Source organism: Cryptosporangium minutisporangium, assembly GCF_039536245.1.
Classification (GTDB): Bacteria; Actinomycetota; Actinomycetes; order Mycobacteriales; family Cryptosporangiaceae; genus Cryptosporangium; species Cryptosporangium minutisporangium.
The window spans coordinates 122,056-136,383 of sequence record NZ_BAAAYN010000044.1; the positions used below are offsets into that span (position 1 = coordinate 122,056).

At 71.3% G+C, this 14,328-nt stretch carries 10 protein-coding genes; 6 read left to right on the forward strand and 4 right to left on the reverse strand.

Going from position 1 to position 14,328, the window contains the following annotated elements:
- The first annotated feature begins 171 nt into the window (after positions 1-171).
- Positions 172-1,656, forward strand: a complete 1,485-nt coding sequence (locus tag ABEB28_RS30880; RefSeq protein ID WP_345731766.1) for a glycosyltransferase family 39 protein — start codon at positions 172-174, stop codon at positions 1,654-1,656.
- A 7-nt stretch (positions 1,657-1,663) separates the two neighbouring features.
- On the opposite strand, the gene ABEB28_RS30885 is transcribed toward ABEB28_RS30880, so the two are convergent.
- Positions 1,664-2,503: a patatin-like phospholipase family protein gene (locus tag ABEB28_RS30885; RefSeq protein ID WP_345731767.1), complete on the reverse strand. Its 840-nt coding sequence runs from the start codon at positions 2,501-2,503 to the stop codon at positions 1,664-1,666.
- Between the two features lie 179 nt (positions 2,504-2,682).
- Here ABEB28_RS30885 and ABEB28_RS30890 point away from each other — a divergent pair, with 179 nt between their 5' ends.
- Positions 2,683-3,705 (forward strand): ABC transporter substrate-binding protein, encoded by a 1,023-nt coding sequence (locus ABEB28_RS30890; RefSeq protein ID WP_345731768.1) that lies wholly within the window; start codon positions 2,683-2,685, stop codon positions 3,703-3,705.
- A gap of 71 nt (positions 3,706-3,776) precedes the next feature.
- Here ABEB28_RS30890 and ABEB28_RS30895 read toward each other — a convergent pair whose 3' ends face one another.
- Complete coding sequence (locus ABEB28_RS30895) at positions 3,777-4,880, reverse strand: DNA glycosylase AlkZ-like family protein (RefSeq protein WP_345731769.1); 1,104 nt, start codon at positions 4,878-4,880, stop codon at positions 3,777-3,779.
- A 425-nt stretch (positions 4,881-5,305) separates the two neighbouring features.
- On the opposite strand from ABEB28_RS30895, the gene ABEB28_RS30900 reads away from it, so the two are divergent.
- From ABEB28_RS30900 to ABEB28_RS30915, 4 genes are all read left to right on the forward strand, one after another.
- Complete coding sequence (locus ABEB28_RS30900; RefSeq protein WP_345731770.1) at positions 5,306-5,917, forward strand: phosphoribosyltransferase family protein; 612 nt, start codon at positions 5,306-5,308, stop codon at positions 5,915-5,917.
- 315 nt (positions 5,918-6,232) lie between these two features.
- Entirely contained in the window at positions 6,233-7,351 is a 1,119-nt protein-coding gene (locus ABEB28_RS30905) for a PP2C family protein-serine/threonine phosphatase (RefSeq protein WP_376980781.1), read from the forward strand.
- Between the two features lie 1,589 nt (positions 7,352-8,940).
- Positions 8,941-10,791, forward strand: a complete 1,851-nt coding sequence (locus ABEB28_RS30910) for an acyl-CoA dehydrogenase (RefSeq protein ID WP_345731771.1) — start codon at positions 8,941-8,943, stop codon at positions 10,789-10,791.
- A gap of 501 nt (positions 10,792-11,292) precedes the next feature.
- Positions 11,293-11,526 carry a DUF6458 family protein gene (locus tag ABEB28_RS30915; protein WP_345731772.1) on the forward strand — a complete coding sequence of 78 codons (234 nt, stop codon included), beginning with the start codon at positions 11,293-11,295 and terminating at the stop codon, positions 11,524-11,526.
- A 52-nt stretch (positions 11,527-11,578) separates the two neighbouring features.
- Here ABEB28_RS30915 and ABEB28_RS30920 read toward each other — a convergent pair whose 3' ends face one another.
- Both ABEB28_RS30920 and ABEB28_RS30925 read right to left on the reverse strand, forming a co-directional pair.
- Positions 11,579-13,459, reverse strand: a complete 1,881-nt coding sequence (locus ABEB28_RS30920; protein ID WP_345731773.1) for an NHL domain-containing thioredoxin family protein — start codon at positions 13,457-13,459, stop codon at positions 11,579-11,581.
- 35 nt (positions 13,460-13,494) lie between these two features.
- Complete coding sequence (locus ABEB28_RS30925) at positions 13,495-13,863, reverse strand: LppU/SCO3897 family protein (protein ID WP_345731774.1); 369 nt, start codon at positions 13,861-13,863, stop codon at positions 13,495-13,497.
- Positions 13,864-14,328 lie beyond the last annotated feature (465 nt).

A 14,328-nucleotide genomic window follows, 5' to 3' on the forward strand; every position in this document is an offset into this window, starting at 1 on the left:
TCGGCACGGCCGGCAGTCCGAGCGGAACCACAGCCATGTGCCGAGCGTATCCGGCGCACGCCGCTCCTGCCTCGGTCGTTCGCTGTCGGACCACGGACTCCGCTGCTGGCAACGCGTCTTTGTCTGCGAATCCGATGTCGGCGGTCTCTTCCACCCCTCATCCTGAGGGGTATGACGCAGGTCACTGAGGAGCCTCAGATCCGGTCGAGTGCGAAGCTGCCGCGGCTGGACCGCTGGGTGTGGGTGATCGCCGGAGCAACCACCGTCGTCCTGCTCGCCGTCGCCGGACGTTACGGCTACCACCGCGACGAGCTGTACTTCCTGCTGTGCGCGCAGCACCTGGACTGGGGCTTCGTCGACCAGCCGCCGCTCACCCCGGCCATCGCCTGGGTCGCCGACGCGATCGCGCCGGGCAACCTCACCGTCCTACGGACGCCGTCCGCATTGATCTCCGGAGCGTGCGTGCTGCTCGTCGCACTGACCGCCCGCGAGGTCGGCGGCGGCCGGGGCGCTCAGCTGCTCGCGGCGGTGCTGGTCGCGACGTCGTCGGCCGCGTTCGCGTTCGGGCACCTGCTCAGTACGACCACGGTCGACGTGCTGGTCTGGCTGGTGATCATCTGGCTGGCGGTTCGGGTGCTGCGGACCGGCGACACCCGCTGGGCGCTGCTGATCGGCGGGGTGGCGGGGATCGGCCTGCTCAACAAGTACCTGGTCGGACTCCTGGCGGTCGGGCTGGTGGGCGGCCTGTTGATCGCGGGGCCGCGTCGGCTGCTGCGCGACCGCTGGGTGCTGGGCGGGGTGGCGATCGCGGTACTGCTGGTCGCGCCGAATATCGCCTGGCAGATCGCCAACGGCTTCCCGCAACTCGACGTGGCGGGCGAGATCGCGTCCGGGGACAGCTCGTACGCCGGGCGGCCCGCCGCGCTGGCGCTGCAGCTGGTGATCGTCAGCCCGATCGCGACCGTTGTGTGGGTGGCCGGCTTGGTGGCGCTGTTCCGACGGCCGGAGTGGCGTCCGTACCGCGCGCTGGCCTGGGCCTGGGTGGTGATCGTCGTCCTGGTGTTGATCGGCGGCGGGAAGGGCTACTACGACGCCGCGCTGTTGCTGGCCCTGACGGGCGTCGGTGCGGTTCCGGTCGTCGGGTGGCTCACCCGGGGCCGGGTGGTGCTGCGCCGGGGTGTGTTCGCCGCCGCGGTGGTGCTCTGCGCAGTGATGGACGCAGCCCTGATGCTGCCGCTCTGGCCCGCGTCGTCCCTTCCGGACGCCGTCGTCGCGATCAACTACGACGCCGGCGAGACGGTGGGCTGGCCGGCGATGGTGGCCTCGGTCGAGCGGGTCACACCGCCTGGAGCCGTGGTGCTCACGAGCAACTACGGAGAAGCCGGAGCGATCGCCAGATACAGCTCCGTGCCGGTGTACTCCGGTCACATGAGCGTCGCCGACTTCGGCAGGCCGCCCGAGTCGGCGGACGTCGTCGTCGCGGTGGGTGTGGAGGACCCGGCGTACCTGCGGCGCTTCTTCGGCGACGTCGACCGCGTCGGCTCGGTGGACGTCGGGGTCGAGGTCGACAACGAGGAGAACGGCACCCCGATCTACCTGTGCCGCGACCCCCGCGAGCCGTGGTCCTCCCTGTGGCCGGACCTCCGTAGAGTCTGACCAGCCGTCAGATCGCGGACCAGACCCGGTGGACCGCGAGTGCGGCGTCGGCGGCTTGGGCCCGGCCGGCGCGGGCCGACGGAGCGCGACGGGCCGGGTCGAGCACGTTCCGGCCAAAAGCCGCTCGGGCCTCCTGGTTCGGCGTCACGACCGCGACCCGTGCGGAGTCACCGAGCTGAGCGACCTGGGACGCCACGCCGGGCATCGGGCCGCCACCTCGCGGTAACGGTGCCAGCACGACGATCCGATCGGCGCCGGAGGCCAGGTCGACGTTGGCGGTCGACCGCACGCCGCCGTCGATGTACTGCCGGCCGTTCACGGTCATCGGCGGCCACACCCCCGGCACCGCGCAGCTGGCCGCCACCGCGTCGACCAGGCCCACTCCGCTGTGCCGGTCGAACGGTGCGAGTTCGCCGGTCACGGCGTCCACTGCGGTCACGATCAGTCGGCGCGCCGGCCAGTCGTGCACCGGCAGGCGGGCCGCGATCACCTGGCGACGCTCCTCCTCGGGAACGGTCCGGGTCCGGCGCGCCAGCGCCCCGACCTTGGCCCGGAAGCGTTCCGGGCTACGGCTGGTCACCGCCGCGAGCCCCCAGCGGAGCAGCGTCCCGGTGCCCATCCGCGCGGCCAGCTCGCTGCCGCTGGCCTCCAGCTGCCGCTGGTAGAGGTCCTCGACGTCACAACCGGTCGCGATCATCGTCCCGACCACCGAACCCGCGGACGTCCCGATGATCAGATCGGCGGTACTCAGGTCCACGCCGACGTCGAGCAGACCGGCCAGCATCCCGATCTCCCACGCGATGCCGGTGACTCCGCCCCCGCCGAGTACCAGTGCACTCCCCGTCATCTTGCGAATTCTGACAACTTCTGCGGAGCCGTGGGTGCGGAACGGATGCTTCGCTGCGCGACTGCCGTGGCGCCTGCGCAAAACATCCTGACCAGCGGCGACAACCCGAGTCGCTGAGTGGCGTGAGCCAACGTCCTGTTAAGTTAGGCGGACCTAACCAATCTGCTCGGAGGGTATCCGTGTCCCGTTTCTCCACCGCTGCGTTCTCCCGGCGGCGTTTCCTCGCCGCCAGTGCGGGGGCCACCGCCACGCTTTTGGCGGCTGCCGCGTGCGGCGACAGTGACGACGACACCGCCGATTCGGCCTCTAGCTCCTCCGGTTCCTCCGCCTCCAGTGGTTTCCCGGTCACGATCGAGCACAAGTTCGGCAGCACCACGGTCGAGAAGGCGCCTGAGCGAGTGGTGTCGCTCGGCTGGGCCGACGCCGACGTCCTGCTCGCGCTCGGCGTCGTGCCGGTCGGCTTCCTCGACTGGTTCAAGGTGTGGGATGCGGGCGTCGGTCCCTGGGCGCAGGACAAGCTGGGCAGCTCGAAGCCGACCGTGATGACCGGTGAGGTGAACTTCGAGAAGGTCGCGTCGCTGCGCCCCGACCTGATCACGTTCGTGCAGTCGGACGGCGCCAAGGCGACGTGGGAGAAGCTCAAGCAGCTCGCCCCGTCGATCTACGGCCCGGCCGCTGCGCCGGCGTGGGGCGTCACCTGGAAGGACCAGACCGAGTACATAGCGAAGTCGGTGGGCAAGCTCGCGGACGGACAGAAGCTGATCGATGCCACCGGAGCCGCGTTCGCGAAGGCGAAGGCAGCCAACCCGGAGTTCGCCGGCAAGACCGTCGCAGTCGCCGCGGCCTACGACGGCAAGTACGGCGCCTACGTCGGCCAGGACGCCCGGGTGCAGTTCATGCAGGCGCTGGGCTTCACCAACTCGCCGAAGCTCGAGGCGCTGAAGAAAGAGTCGTTCTACATCGACCTCTCCAAGGAGCGGGTCGGCCTGCTCGACGCCGATGTCACGATCGTGTTCGGTCTGGCCAGCACGACGCCGCTAGCGCAGGACACGGTGCTGCAGTCGATCCCGTCCGCCAAGGCCGGCCGGCTCGTGATCATCGACGATGCCGACCTCGCGAACGCGTTCTCGACCAACAGCGTCCTGAGCATCCCGTGGACGATCGAGAAGTTCGTGCCGCAGATCAAGAAGGCGCTGGCCTGACGGTGCCTCTCACCGGGCCGGGGCCGGTCGTGCCCCGGTCCGGCGTCCGTTGTCCGCCGCGCGACCTGAGCTCAGGCGATCCTGACGTCGGACGCGCCGCGAACGGCGGCGACGACCCGTGCCTCGTCCTCGATCGAAGCCAGTACCGGCGGGGGCAGCGGGCCGAACGCCTCGACCGTGACCGTCAGGCCCCTTCTCGAGTGGCTCGGCCCGGACACCTTCGCGCGCCAGGCGCCGACGATCTCGCCCTCGGCCAGGATCGCGCCGGGGTTTCCGAGCGGACGCCAGAGCGCCTTCTGCTCGGCCCGCTCCGGCACCAGCAGGTTGCGGTTGCGGGTCTGCAGGTACGGATCGCTCGGGGGGAGCAGCCGGACGAACTCCGGCGGTGCCGGCGAGCGCAGCGCGGACTCCTGCTCGGCCGGGATCCAGTAGCCACCACGACCGGCCACTCGTACCTCGACCAAGTCGTCGGGCCATGTATCGGCGATCGCCCCCTTGTCGGCGGCGAAGTAGGCGGCCACCTCCGACGTCGTGGCGGGACCGTGCAGCCGGAGGTAGGCGCGGGTCGGCTGCGCGAGGCCGGCTGCTGCGCTCGGCTGCGCCCAGCCGTCGATGGGAGCCAGGACCAGCGGCGTCGAACCCGGCTCGATGCGGACGCCGCCGAGTAGGCCCGCGATCCGGACGAGCTGCTCGCTCACGTGGTCGACCTGGCAGCCGCGGCAGTAGGTGGCCAGGTGCGGCAAGCGAGCAGTCAGCGCGGTGCTCGCCTCACCCTTGCTCTGCGGGGCGGTAACGATGTCGTGCAGCGCGGACGCCGTGGCGAGTACCGCCTCCAGCTGGCCGCCGGGGATGCGGGCGGAAGAGGCGCCGAGCCGCGCCTTCGCGTCGGCCTCGTCGCGGGGCAGCAGCGCCGCCGCAAGCCCGGCCAGTTCGTCGGCGCGGTGGAGGAACGGCGCGCCGCGGGCACCCCACACGGTGACCAGCCCGTCGTCGGGGCCCGGCGGTTCCGGGAGCCGGGCGGCCAGCGCCTGTCGGGCCGACCCCGGTGGCGTATCGGCCACGCCGAGATCGAGCACCGCCAGCTGGGACGCAAGCCTCACGGTTCGGTCGAACTGGTGCGCACCCACCCGGTACGCCAGCACCTGCTCCCGGTCGACGTCGATCGCAGCTCCCATGCCCGTAGAGGGTGCCGTATCCGGCTGACAATTCGGCGGCGAAAGCCGACTCCGCTCTGAGCTAGCCCGTCCGAGTTCTGACGTGGAGCCCGCCCAGGACGAGGCTGGCAGTCGAGCGCGAGGACGCCGCGACCTTGGCCTCGGTGTCTCAAGTCCTCGCGCTCGCCTGTCAGCCTCGCCCCTGGGCGGGGCCGCCCACAGCCGTCAGGCTCGCCCCTGGGCGGGCTGCCCANACGCCGCGACCTTGGCCTCGGTGTCTCAAGTCCTCGCGCTCGCCTGTCAGCCTCGCCCCTGGGCGGGGCCGCCCACAGCCGTCAGGCTCGCCCCTGGGCGGGCTGCCCACAGCCGTCAGGCTCGCCCCTGGGCGGGCTGCCCACAGCCGTCAGGCTCGCCCCTGGGCGGGCCGCCCACGATACGGTGGGGGGGTGCTGAGTGTTCCGCTCTCCGTCGGGCGGTCGGAGAGCCCTGCCACGCCTGCCGACCCCGACCTGCGGGAGCGTCTGCTCACCACGTTCCGCTGGATCGACCCCGGTGAGTGGTGCGACCACCTCCTCACCGACCGGTCCGGATGGTGGCGAGACGCGGTGATCCTCGATCGGATCGGACCCGCGTTGGCCGAGTTGTCGCCCGCGCCCCCCACCGTGGTCGTCGCGCCGGCCACCAGCGGCTTCCTGCTCGGTCCCCTGGTAGCCAGGGCGGCAGGTGTCGGCTTCGTCGAGGCGTACCGCGACCTGAGTGGCGCCGAACTCGCCGACGACCTGATCACCCGCAGCAGCGGCCCTGGCCACGACGGACGCCCGGTCGTCCTCGGCGTCCGCTCCCGCCACCTCGGCCCGGACGACGCGGTGCTCGTCGTCGACGACTGGGTGGAGACCGGTGCCCAGCTCGCCGCGCTGGCCGAGATCGTGGTGGCCGCGGGTGCGCGTTATCTCGGTGCGGCGGTGATCGTCGACGGTGCGCCCGCGTCTGTGCGTGACCGGCTGGCCGTACGTGGCCTGGTGCGCGAGGCCGAACTCGACCATCGTCGTCGTCCTTGACGGTGCCGCTCGGAACCCATGGCGCGGAATCCGTGGACACTCGTTGGCCGGCAGCCCGTCGGGGTCGGTGAATACGTTGCCGAACAGCGAGAACAGGACTCTGTGAATCCGCAGTCGCAATCGTCGGAACGCGCTTCGGAATCTCTGAGCGAAGTACCACCAAAGGGACGGTCCTCCCTCGGACGAACGGGCGAGACCACTGGGCACATGGCCCGTTCTCGCCGTGGCGGCGGGCCGACGCGTTACCGAACGGGCATCCTATGGAAGGTCCGTGCGCAGACGCGTCACGCTGTGTTGTCAGGGGTGGACCCGTCGATGCCAACGAATCCGCACCTCGGGGATCCGGTGGTGTCTCCACGCACCGGCATCGTCGGGGCGTGTCTGTTGGCGCTCGCGATCGCGGCGTTCGACGTCGCGATGCCGGGTTTGCAGTTCGTCGGCCTGCTGGTGGCGCCCCCGTTCCTGGCGGCCGCGCTGGCGTCGTACCGGGCCACGTTCGCGGTGGGGACGCTCTGCTTCGCGCTCGGCGCCGCACTCGGCATGCTCGACAACGCCGCGCTCGATCCACAGCAGGTCCTGCGACTCGCCGCGATCCTGGTGTTCACCGCGCTCGCGGCGTGGCTGAGCATGCTCGGCGACCGGACGTCCAAGCGGGTCGCGACGCTCAGCAAGCTCGCCGCCGTGGCCCAGCAGGCCGTGCTGCGCCCGATCGGGCCGCGGATAGGCAACATGTCGGTGGCCGTCCGGTACGTGTCGGCCAACGCGGAAGCCGACATCGGCGGTGACCTCTACGAGGCGCTGAACACCCCCTACGGCACCCGAGTCCTGATCGGCGACGTCCGCGGCAAAGGGCTAGAGGCGGTTCGCCTGGCCAGCAGCGTGCTCGGGTCGTACCGGCACGTCGCGCACGAGCGGGTGGACCTCCGGGCCATCGTCGCCGACCTGGACCGGGCGGTGGCCCGGTCGGTCGGTTACGAGGACTTCGTGACCGCCTGCCTGGTGGAGGAGCGGGGCGGGACGTTGACCGTCCTCAACTGCGGACACCCGGCGCCGCTGCTGCTGCGCGGAGGGACGGTCATCCCGCTGGAGCCCCCGTCGCCGGCGCCGCCGCTGGGCTTCCTGCCGGTCGTGCGGCCGCGGGTCGAGCGACTGGAGCCCGGTGACCGGCTGCTGCTGTTCACCGACGGTCTGGCGGAGGCGCGGCAGAACGGCGAGTTCTTCCCGATCCGGGAGCGGGCCTGGCGGATCGTCGGGCACGGCACCGTCGAGGACGGACTGACGTCGCTGGTCAACGCGTTGCGGGGCTGGGTGCACGGAGTGCTCGACGACGACATCGCGCTGATCCTGCTCGAGTACACCGGCGCCGAGCGCAAGCCGGACGCCCCCAGCGCCGCCCGCCCCACCTGGGAGTGGGACCCCATCTCAGGCGACTGACCCCGCGCCGTCGTCGCCCGTCGCCCCGTCGCCCGCGGGTTCGCGGGTTCGTGGGTTCGCGGGTTCGCGGGTTCGCGGTGGTCTTCCCGAAAATCCGTCTCGGGGTGGGGCCCGCGGATTCCTACGGTCGTGGCAACTGCGGAGCGGTGTGGCCGTCGGGCAGCGAGCGGGGACGCCGCTGGGCCGGAGGTGGTGTTCGCCTGAAGGACTGCCTCGGCTGACGCTGTTGGTGGGGTGGTTGTCGCCGTTTCCGGGTGCCCGCCGAGGTGGTTGTCGCGCTTCGCGTGCCATGGTCCGGAATGCACGACAACCACGTCGTGCTCCCCCGGAAAGCGCGCCAACCATCAGCGGGGCCACCCGGGAAGGGCGCCAGCCATCAGCGGGGCCACCCGGGAAGGGCGCCAGCCATCAGCGGGGCCACCCGGGAAGGGCGCCAGCCATCAGCGGGGCCACCCGGGAAGGGCGCCAGCCATCAGCGGGGCCACCCGGGAAGGGCGCCAGCCATCAGCGGGGCCACCCGGGAAGGGCGCCAGCCATCAGCGGGGCCACCCGGGAAGGGCGCCAGCCATCAGCGGGGCCACCCGGGAAGGGCGCCAGCCATCAGCGGGGCCACCCGGGAAGGGCGCCAGCCATCAGCGGGGCCACCCGGGAAGGGCGCCAGCCATCAGCGGGGCCACCCGGGAAGGGCGCCAGCCATCAGCGGGGCCACCCGGGAAGGGCGCCAGCCATCAGCGGGGCCACCCGGGAAGGGCGCCAGCCATCAGCGGGGCCACCCGGGAAGGGCGCCAGCCATCAGCGGGGCCACCCGGGAAGGGCGCCAACCATCAGCGGGGCCACCCGGAAAGCGCGCCAACCATCAGGGGCGCCAGCCGACGACGAGCAGCTCGGGCCGTCCCCCGTTTGCCAGGGCCGCATGAGAATGGCCGCCGCCGAGGGGCAGTTTCCCGAAAATCCGTCGCGGGTGGGACGGCCGAGGCGCGGTTCCCCGAAGGCCCGTCGGGGCTGAGCGGGTGGTCGGCGCGGGCTCGGGCGGCGGGCTCGGGCGGCGGGCTCGGGCTGCGGGCTCGGGCTCGGGCTCGGGCTCGGGCTGCGGGCTCGGGCTCGGGCTCGGGCTGCGGGCTCGGGCGGCGGGCGGGCTGCGGCTCGGGCGGCGTGTTTCGGGCGGCGGGCTCGGGCGGGCGGGCAGGAACGGGAGCCGGGCGGGTGTCGGCTCGGTGCTATTGGCGGATGGCGAGCGCAAGGCGCCGTCGTGCGGCGGCGCGGCGGGCGGCGTCCGCTTAGTTGGGGCGCGCGGACGCCGAAGGGCACAGCGACCGTCACCCCTCACCGCGAGGGCGCCAATAGGCGCCATTCTCCGATGGCTCTGTGAGCCACCGGAAGTAATCACTCTCGGGCTTCGAGATCAACGGTCGGCCTGAATTGTCATCTGGGCGCTGAAACGCGCGGTTCACGCACGATGTGAGCCCGACCACTGTCACCCAGCTGACGACTACCGGCCAGTAACATGGCATATGTTACCGGCCAGTACTACCGATCGGTACAGGGCTCGTCAGGGCGGCGGGCCAGTCGGCACGGGAGGACAAGCCGCGATGAGCCACTACAAGGCCAATCAGCGCGACCTGGAGTTCAACCTCTTCGAGGTGTTCGGAGCCCGCGAACGCCTGGGCAACGGCCCGTTCGAGGCGATCGACGAGGACACCGCGCGCGCGTTCCTGGCGCAGATGGTGGAGGTCGCCGAGGGGCCGCTCGCCGAGTCCTTCGCGGACGCCGACCGCAACCCGCCGGTGTTCGATCCGGCCACGAGCTCGGTGAAGCTGCCCGAGTCGTTCAAGAAGTCGTACCGGGCGTTCGTCGACTCCGGTGCCTGGGAGCTCGACACCCTCGTCGAGCTCGGCGGCACCCGCGCGCCGCGGCAGCTGGTCTGGGCGATCGCCGAGCTGATCCTGGGCTCGAACCCGGCTGTCCACATGTACTCGAGCGGCTTCTCGTTCGCCGGAATCTTCTACCGGCTCGGCACCGAGCAGCAGAAGAAGTGGGCGCAGCTCTTCATCGACAAGCAGTGGGGCTCCACGATGGTGCTCACCGAGCCGGACGCCGGCTCGGACGTGGGCGCCGGACGCACCCGGGCGATCCCGCAGGCCGACGGCACCTGGCACCTCGAGGGCGTCAAGCGGTTCATCACCTCGGGTGAGCACGACCTGAGCGACAACATCATCCACTACGTCCTGGCGCGGCCGGTCGGCGTCGAGGGCGTCGGCGGACCTGGCACCAAGGGCCTGAGCCTCTTCATGGTGCCCAAGTTCCACTTCGACGAGGAGGGCAACCTCGGCGAGCGCAACGGGGTCTACGTCACCAACGTCGAGAAGAAGATGGGCCTCAAGGTCTCCGCGACCTGCGAGGTGACGTTCGGCGACAAGCACCCCGCGGTGGGCTACCTGGTCGGTGACGTGCACGACGGCATCCGCCAGATGTTCATGATCATCGAGGGTGCCCGCATGATGGTCGGCACCAAGGCGATCGCGACGCTTTCCACCGGTTACCTGAACGCGCTGGAGTACGCGAAGGAGCGGATCCAGGGCGCCGACCTCACCAAGCAGGCCGACAAGACCGCGCCGCGGGTGACGATCATCCACCACCCCGATGTCCGGCGGAGCCTGCTGCGGCAGAAGTCTTACGCCGAGGGTCTGCGTGCGCTGGTGCACTACACCGCGTCGGTCCAGGACCAGGTCATCGAGGGTCAGGCCGCCGGCGACCTCGAGGCCGCGGAGACGGCCGAGCGCCTGAACGACCTGCTGCTGCCGCTGGTGAAGGGCGGTGGCTCGGAGCGCTCGTACGAGCTGCTCGGCGCCGAGTCCTTGCAGACGTTCGGCGGTTCGGGCTTCCTCCAGGACTACCCGATCGAGCAGTACATCCGGGACTCCAAGATCGACACCCTCTACGAGGGCACCACCGCCATCCAGGGCCAGGACTTCTTCTTCCGGAAGATCGTCAAGGACTCGGGTAAGGCGCTGGCCGCGCTGGCGGGCGAGATCGCGGCGTTCATCGAGTCGGAGAGCGGCAACGGTCGGCTGAAGAACGAGCGGGCACTGCTCAAGACCGCGCTCGACGACGTCCAGGCGATGGTCGGCTGGAGCGTCACGCAGTTGATGGGCATGCAGGAGGACCCGGCCAACATCTACAAGGTCGGTCTGAACACGACGCGGCTGCTGCTGTCCACCACTGACCTGGTGGTCGGGTGGCTGCTGCTCCGTCAGGCGGACATCGCCATTCAGTCGCTCGACAACGGTGTCTCCCGCCCGGGTGACGAGGACTTCTACACCGGCAAGATCGCGTCGGCGCGGTTCTTCGCGGCGACCGTGCTGCCGGAGCTGTCCGCCCGGCGTGCGGTGCTCGAAGCCACCACGCTGGACGCGATGGAGCTGCCCGAGAGCGCGTTCTGAGCGGGTGCCCGCAGCGCTGAGCCGCGGGCGTAATTCGTCGAAGTTCGTCGAGGTCCGTCGAGCGTGCTGGCTCGACGTGCCGGGCGTGCTGCCACGGGACGGAGGGGCGTGCCGGCCCGCGGCTCGACGTCAGATGGCCTTCACGGGTACCCGTGAAGGCCATCTGACGTTTCCCGGTCCGAGCCGGAGCCGACAGCCGCGGGGGCTACCCGCGGGGCTCGGTGGGAGGGGAAGACGCCATCGTGGCGGGTGGTGGGTAGTTGACACGCGCCGGGTCGTCATGGTTTCGGCATCCCGTCGTACCCTGGGTGGAGTAGCGTCGGCAGCGTTCACACGGGCCGTGTGGATTCGCGTGTCAGGCAGGCTTCTGCCGGGTACGTGGCCCCGTGGCGACGCAATCGGCGAAGCCACGCGAACAGCTGGTGCGGCATCCCCCACCCGGGAGGCCGAATCACCGTCGAGGTGCCTCCAGCACCTGGCGAACACGACCGGGAGGTCGACATGGGTATCGGCGCGGGGCTCTTCCTCATCGCCCTCGGCGCAATATTTGCCTTTGCCGTCACGGTCGACCTGCAGGGCATCAACCTTCAGGCGGTCGGCTGGATCCTGATGTTCATCGGCATCATCGGGATCCTGATCAGCGTCTTCTACTGGGGGCCGCGGAAGCGCGCCACTCAGACGACGCGAGAGCGGATCTACACGGACGACCCGACGCAGCCGCCGCCTCCGCTCTGAACGCACCTCCGCACCGAACCCCGACCGCTCCGGCGGCCGGGGTTCGGCGTTTCTAAGGGGTGACTCCCCGGAGCATGAGGACCAGCTCGCTCGGTGCGCCGGGGACCAAACGAATGGGGATACCCCAGTCCTGGCGACTCAGGTGGCAGGCCGGGTTGGGTCCCTCCACGTCGCAACTGGCGGCGTGGGCGATGACTTGCAGAACGCCGTCACCGTCCGCGGACGGCTCGGCCTCCTCCTGCGCGGCGGCGAGGACGATCCGCCGCTCCAGGTCGGTGCTCACGCCGAGTCCGTCCAGCAGGACGCCAGGCGGATTGGCCGAGATCTCCAACCGGGTGGAGGGCCCGTACCGGTCGTCCAGCTTCTGCCCGGCCGGTGGCTCGAACACCACCTCGACCCGCACCGGTCCCGGGCTCAGCTCGACCGGTGGGCGCTTGGTCCGATGCCGGCTACCCGACACCTGCGCCACCGACTGCATCGCACCCGGCGGTACCGGCCGCACGATCCGGTGCGCAGCGGACTCCACCACGACGAGCGTTCCGTCGGCCACGACCGCGCCGGACGGCTCGGCGACTCCGGTGGTCAGTGTGGAGACCTCGGCGGTCACCGGGTCGTAGCGTCGAATCGCGTTGTTGTACGTGTCGCAGACCGCGATCGACCCGTCCGGTAGGACCGCGACGCCGAGCGGGTGCTGGAACAGCGCGTCGGCTGCTGGTCCGTCCATCGCGCCGAAGTCGAACAGCCCTTTGCCGACCGCGGTGTGAACTTCGCCGTCCTCGATCCACCGCAGCGCCGAACTCTCCGAGTCGGCGACCCAGAGCTTGTCCCCGTCGGCGGCGAGGCCGGACGGCTGCGCGAACCACGCCTGGTCGAGCGCACCGTCCCGCAGCGACTCCACAGTGGTGCCCGCGAACACCGCGAGCGCTCCGGCCACCGGGTCGAACGTCCAGAGCTGGTGGGTGCCGGCCATCGCGACCACGACCGCGCCCGCCGGGTCGTACCAGGTCACGTCCCACGGCGACGAGAGGCGAGCCGCCAGCGGGTCGGCCGGGACGTCGACCGGGTCGCCTGGAGCGCCTCGCCAGGTCTCACCGGTGCCGGCGACCGTCCGCACGGTGCCGTCGGCGAGCGACACGGCCCGCAGCTGGTGGTTGACGGTGTCGGCGACCACGACGTCGTAGCCGACCTGCTCGGCGATCGCAGGGGGCAGCACGCAGACGCCCTGCGGCTCGGCGAAGCGTGCGGTCTCCGCGTCACCGTCGACCGAGCCTCGCGCGCCGGAGCCGATCCGCCGCAGCACGGTCTCGCCGTCCGCGGCGAGCTCGACGACCGAGTGGTGGGCAGAGTCGCTGACCAGGAACGAGCCGCCCGGCAACAGCGCGATCTTGCCGGGGAAGCGCAGCTCGGTGTCCGCACGCGCGGCCGGCGTCGGCAGGACGCCGTCGGTGCGCAGCGTGCCCTTGGCCGTGTGCTCTTCGACGAGGTCCCGGATCAGCCGGCGTAGCCCCTCGGCGTGCCCTTCCCCGGACATCGAGGCGACCAGGTAACCCTCGGGGTCCACGACGGCCAGCGTCGGCCAGGCCCGGGCCGCGTACTGCTGCCAGGTCAGCAGGTCGGGATCGTCGAGGACCGGGTGCGGGACGTCGTACCGCTCGACCGCTGCGGCCAGAGCCCCCGGGTCACGCTCGTGCTCGAACTTCGGCGAGTGAACGCCCACGACGACGAGCTGGTCGCCGAACTCCTCCTCGACCGGACGCAGCTCGTCGATCACGTGCAGACAGTTGATGCAGCAGAACGTCCAGAAGTCGAGCAGGACGATCCGGCCGCGCAGGTCGGCCAGCGAGAGGTCGCGGCCGCCGGTGTTCAGCCAGCCGCGACCCTGCAGCTCAGGGGCCCGGACCCGGAACCGGCGGGCGGAGTCGGTAGCAGTCACGCCCCCAGTCTGCCTGCCGGTTCGGAGCCCCTACGTCAGCCCTCCTTGCGGAGGCAGAGCACGTACTCGTCCTTGAAGTTGACGAACGCGTCGGTGGTGTCGGGCGGGCACGAGCCGTCCTCGACCTTCGTCGTGTCCTCGACCCGGGCGACGATCTCGTAGGCACCCTCGGAGTCGCAGTCCACCGGGACCGCACGGTCCTTGTCGCCGGACGTCTCACGCTTGATGCATTTGCCGGTCGAGTAGTCGTTGCCGACGACTGCTCCGGCGGCCCAGAGCGCACCGCCGACGCAGAGCGCGAGGACGACGACCGCGGCGATGACGCCGCCGAGGATCGGCCCCCGCTTGTACCAGGGCTTCTTGGGGCCGGCCGGTGCCGCTGGGCCGGTGGGCGGCTTCGGCACGCCGGTCGTCGGCTGTCCGGTCGGGGTCCAGGCGGTTTGCTGCCCGTAGGTTTGCCCGGGCGGCGGCGCGCCGGGGTATGCACCTGGGGCCTGAGGGCCGGGCTGCTGGGGACCGGGTTGTTGCGGGCCGGGTTGTTGGGGACCGGGCGGCGGCGAGATGGGAGCCCAGCCGGGTGCGCCGGCCTGTGGTGCACCGGCCTGTGGTGCACCGGGCTGGGGCGGTGCCCCGTACACGGCGCCCGCGCCGCCGCTGGTCGGCTGCTGGTGCGTGCCCGGAGTCGGCGCGGGCGGAGCCGGGGAACCCGGTGGCGGGATCACCTGGGTCGCCTCCGCGTCGGTCGGCTCGGAGGGCGTAGCTGAGCGCTCCGGAGCCGGTGCTCCGGTACTCCCGGCCGGCGCCTCGGCACGCTCGGGCGGCGTGGCGGCGCCCGACGTCGGCCGCGCGGCGTCCGCAGCCGGAGACTC

Coding starts and splice junctions, on each gene's coding strand:
- ABEB28_RS30880 (WP_345731766.1), top strand. CDS start 172: ATGACGCAGGTCACTGAGGAGCCTCAGATCCGGTCGAGTGCGAAGCTG.
- ABEB28_RS30915 (WP_345731772.1), top strand. CDS start 11,293: ATGGGTATCGGCGCGGGGCTCTTCCTCATCGCCCTCGGCGCAATATTT.
- ABEB28_RS30905 (WP_376980781.1), top strand. CDS start 6,233: ATGCCAACGAATCCGCACCTCGGGGATCCGGTGGTGTCTCCACGCACC.
- ABEB28_RS30895 (WP_345731769.1), bottom strand. CDS start 4,880: ATGGGAGCTGCGATCGACGTCGACCGGGAGCAGGTGCTGGCGTACCGG.
- ABEB28_RS30885 (WP_345731767.1), bottom strand. CDS start 2,503: ATGACGGGGAGTGCACTGGTACTCGGCGGGGGCGGAGTCACCGGCATC.
- ABEB28_RS30910 (WP_345731771.1), top strand. CDS start 8,941: ATGAGCCACTACAAGGCCAATCAGCGCGACCTGGAGTTCAACCTCTTC.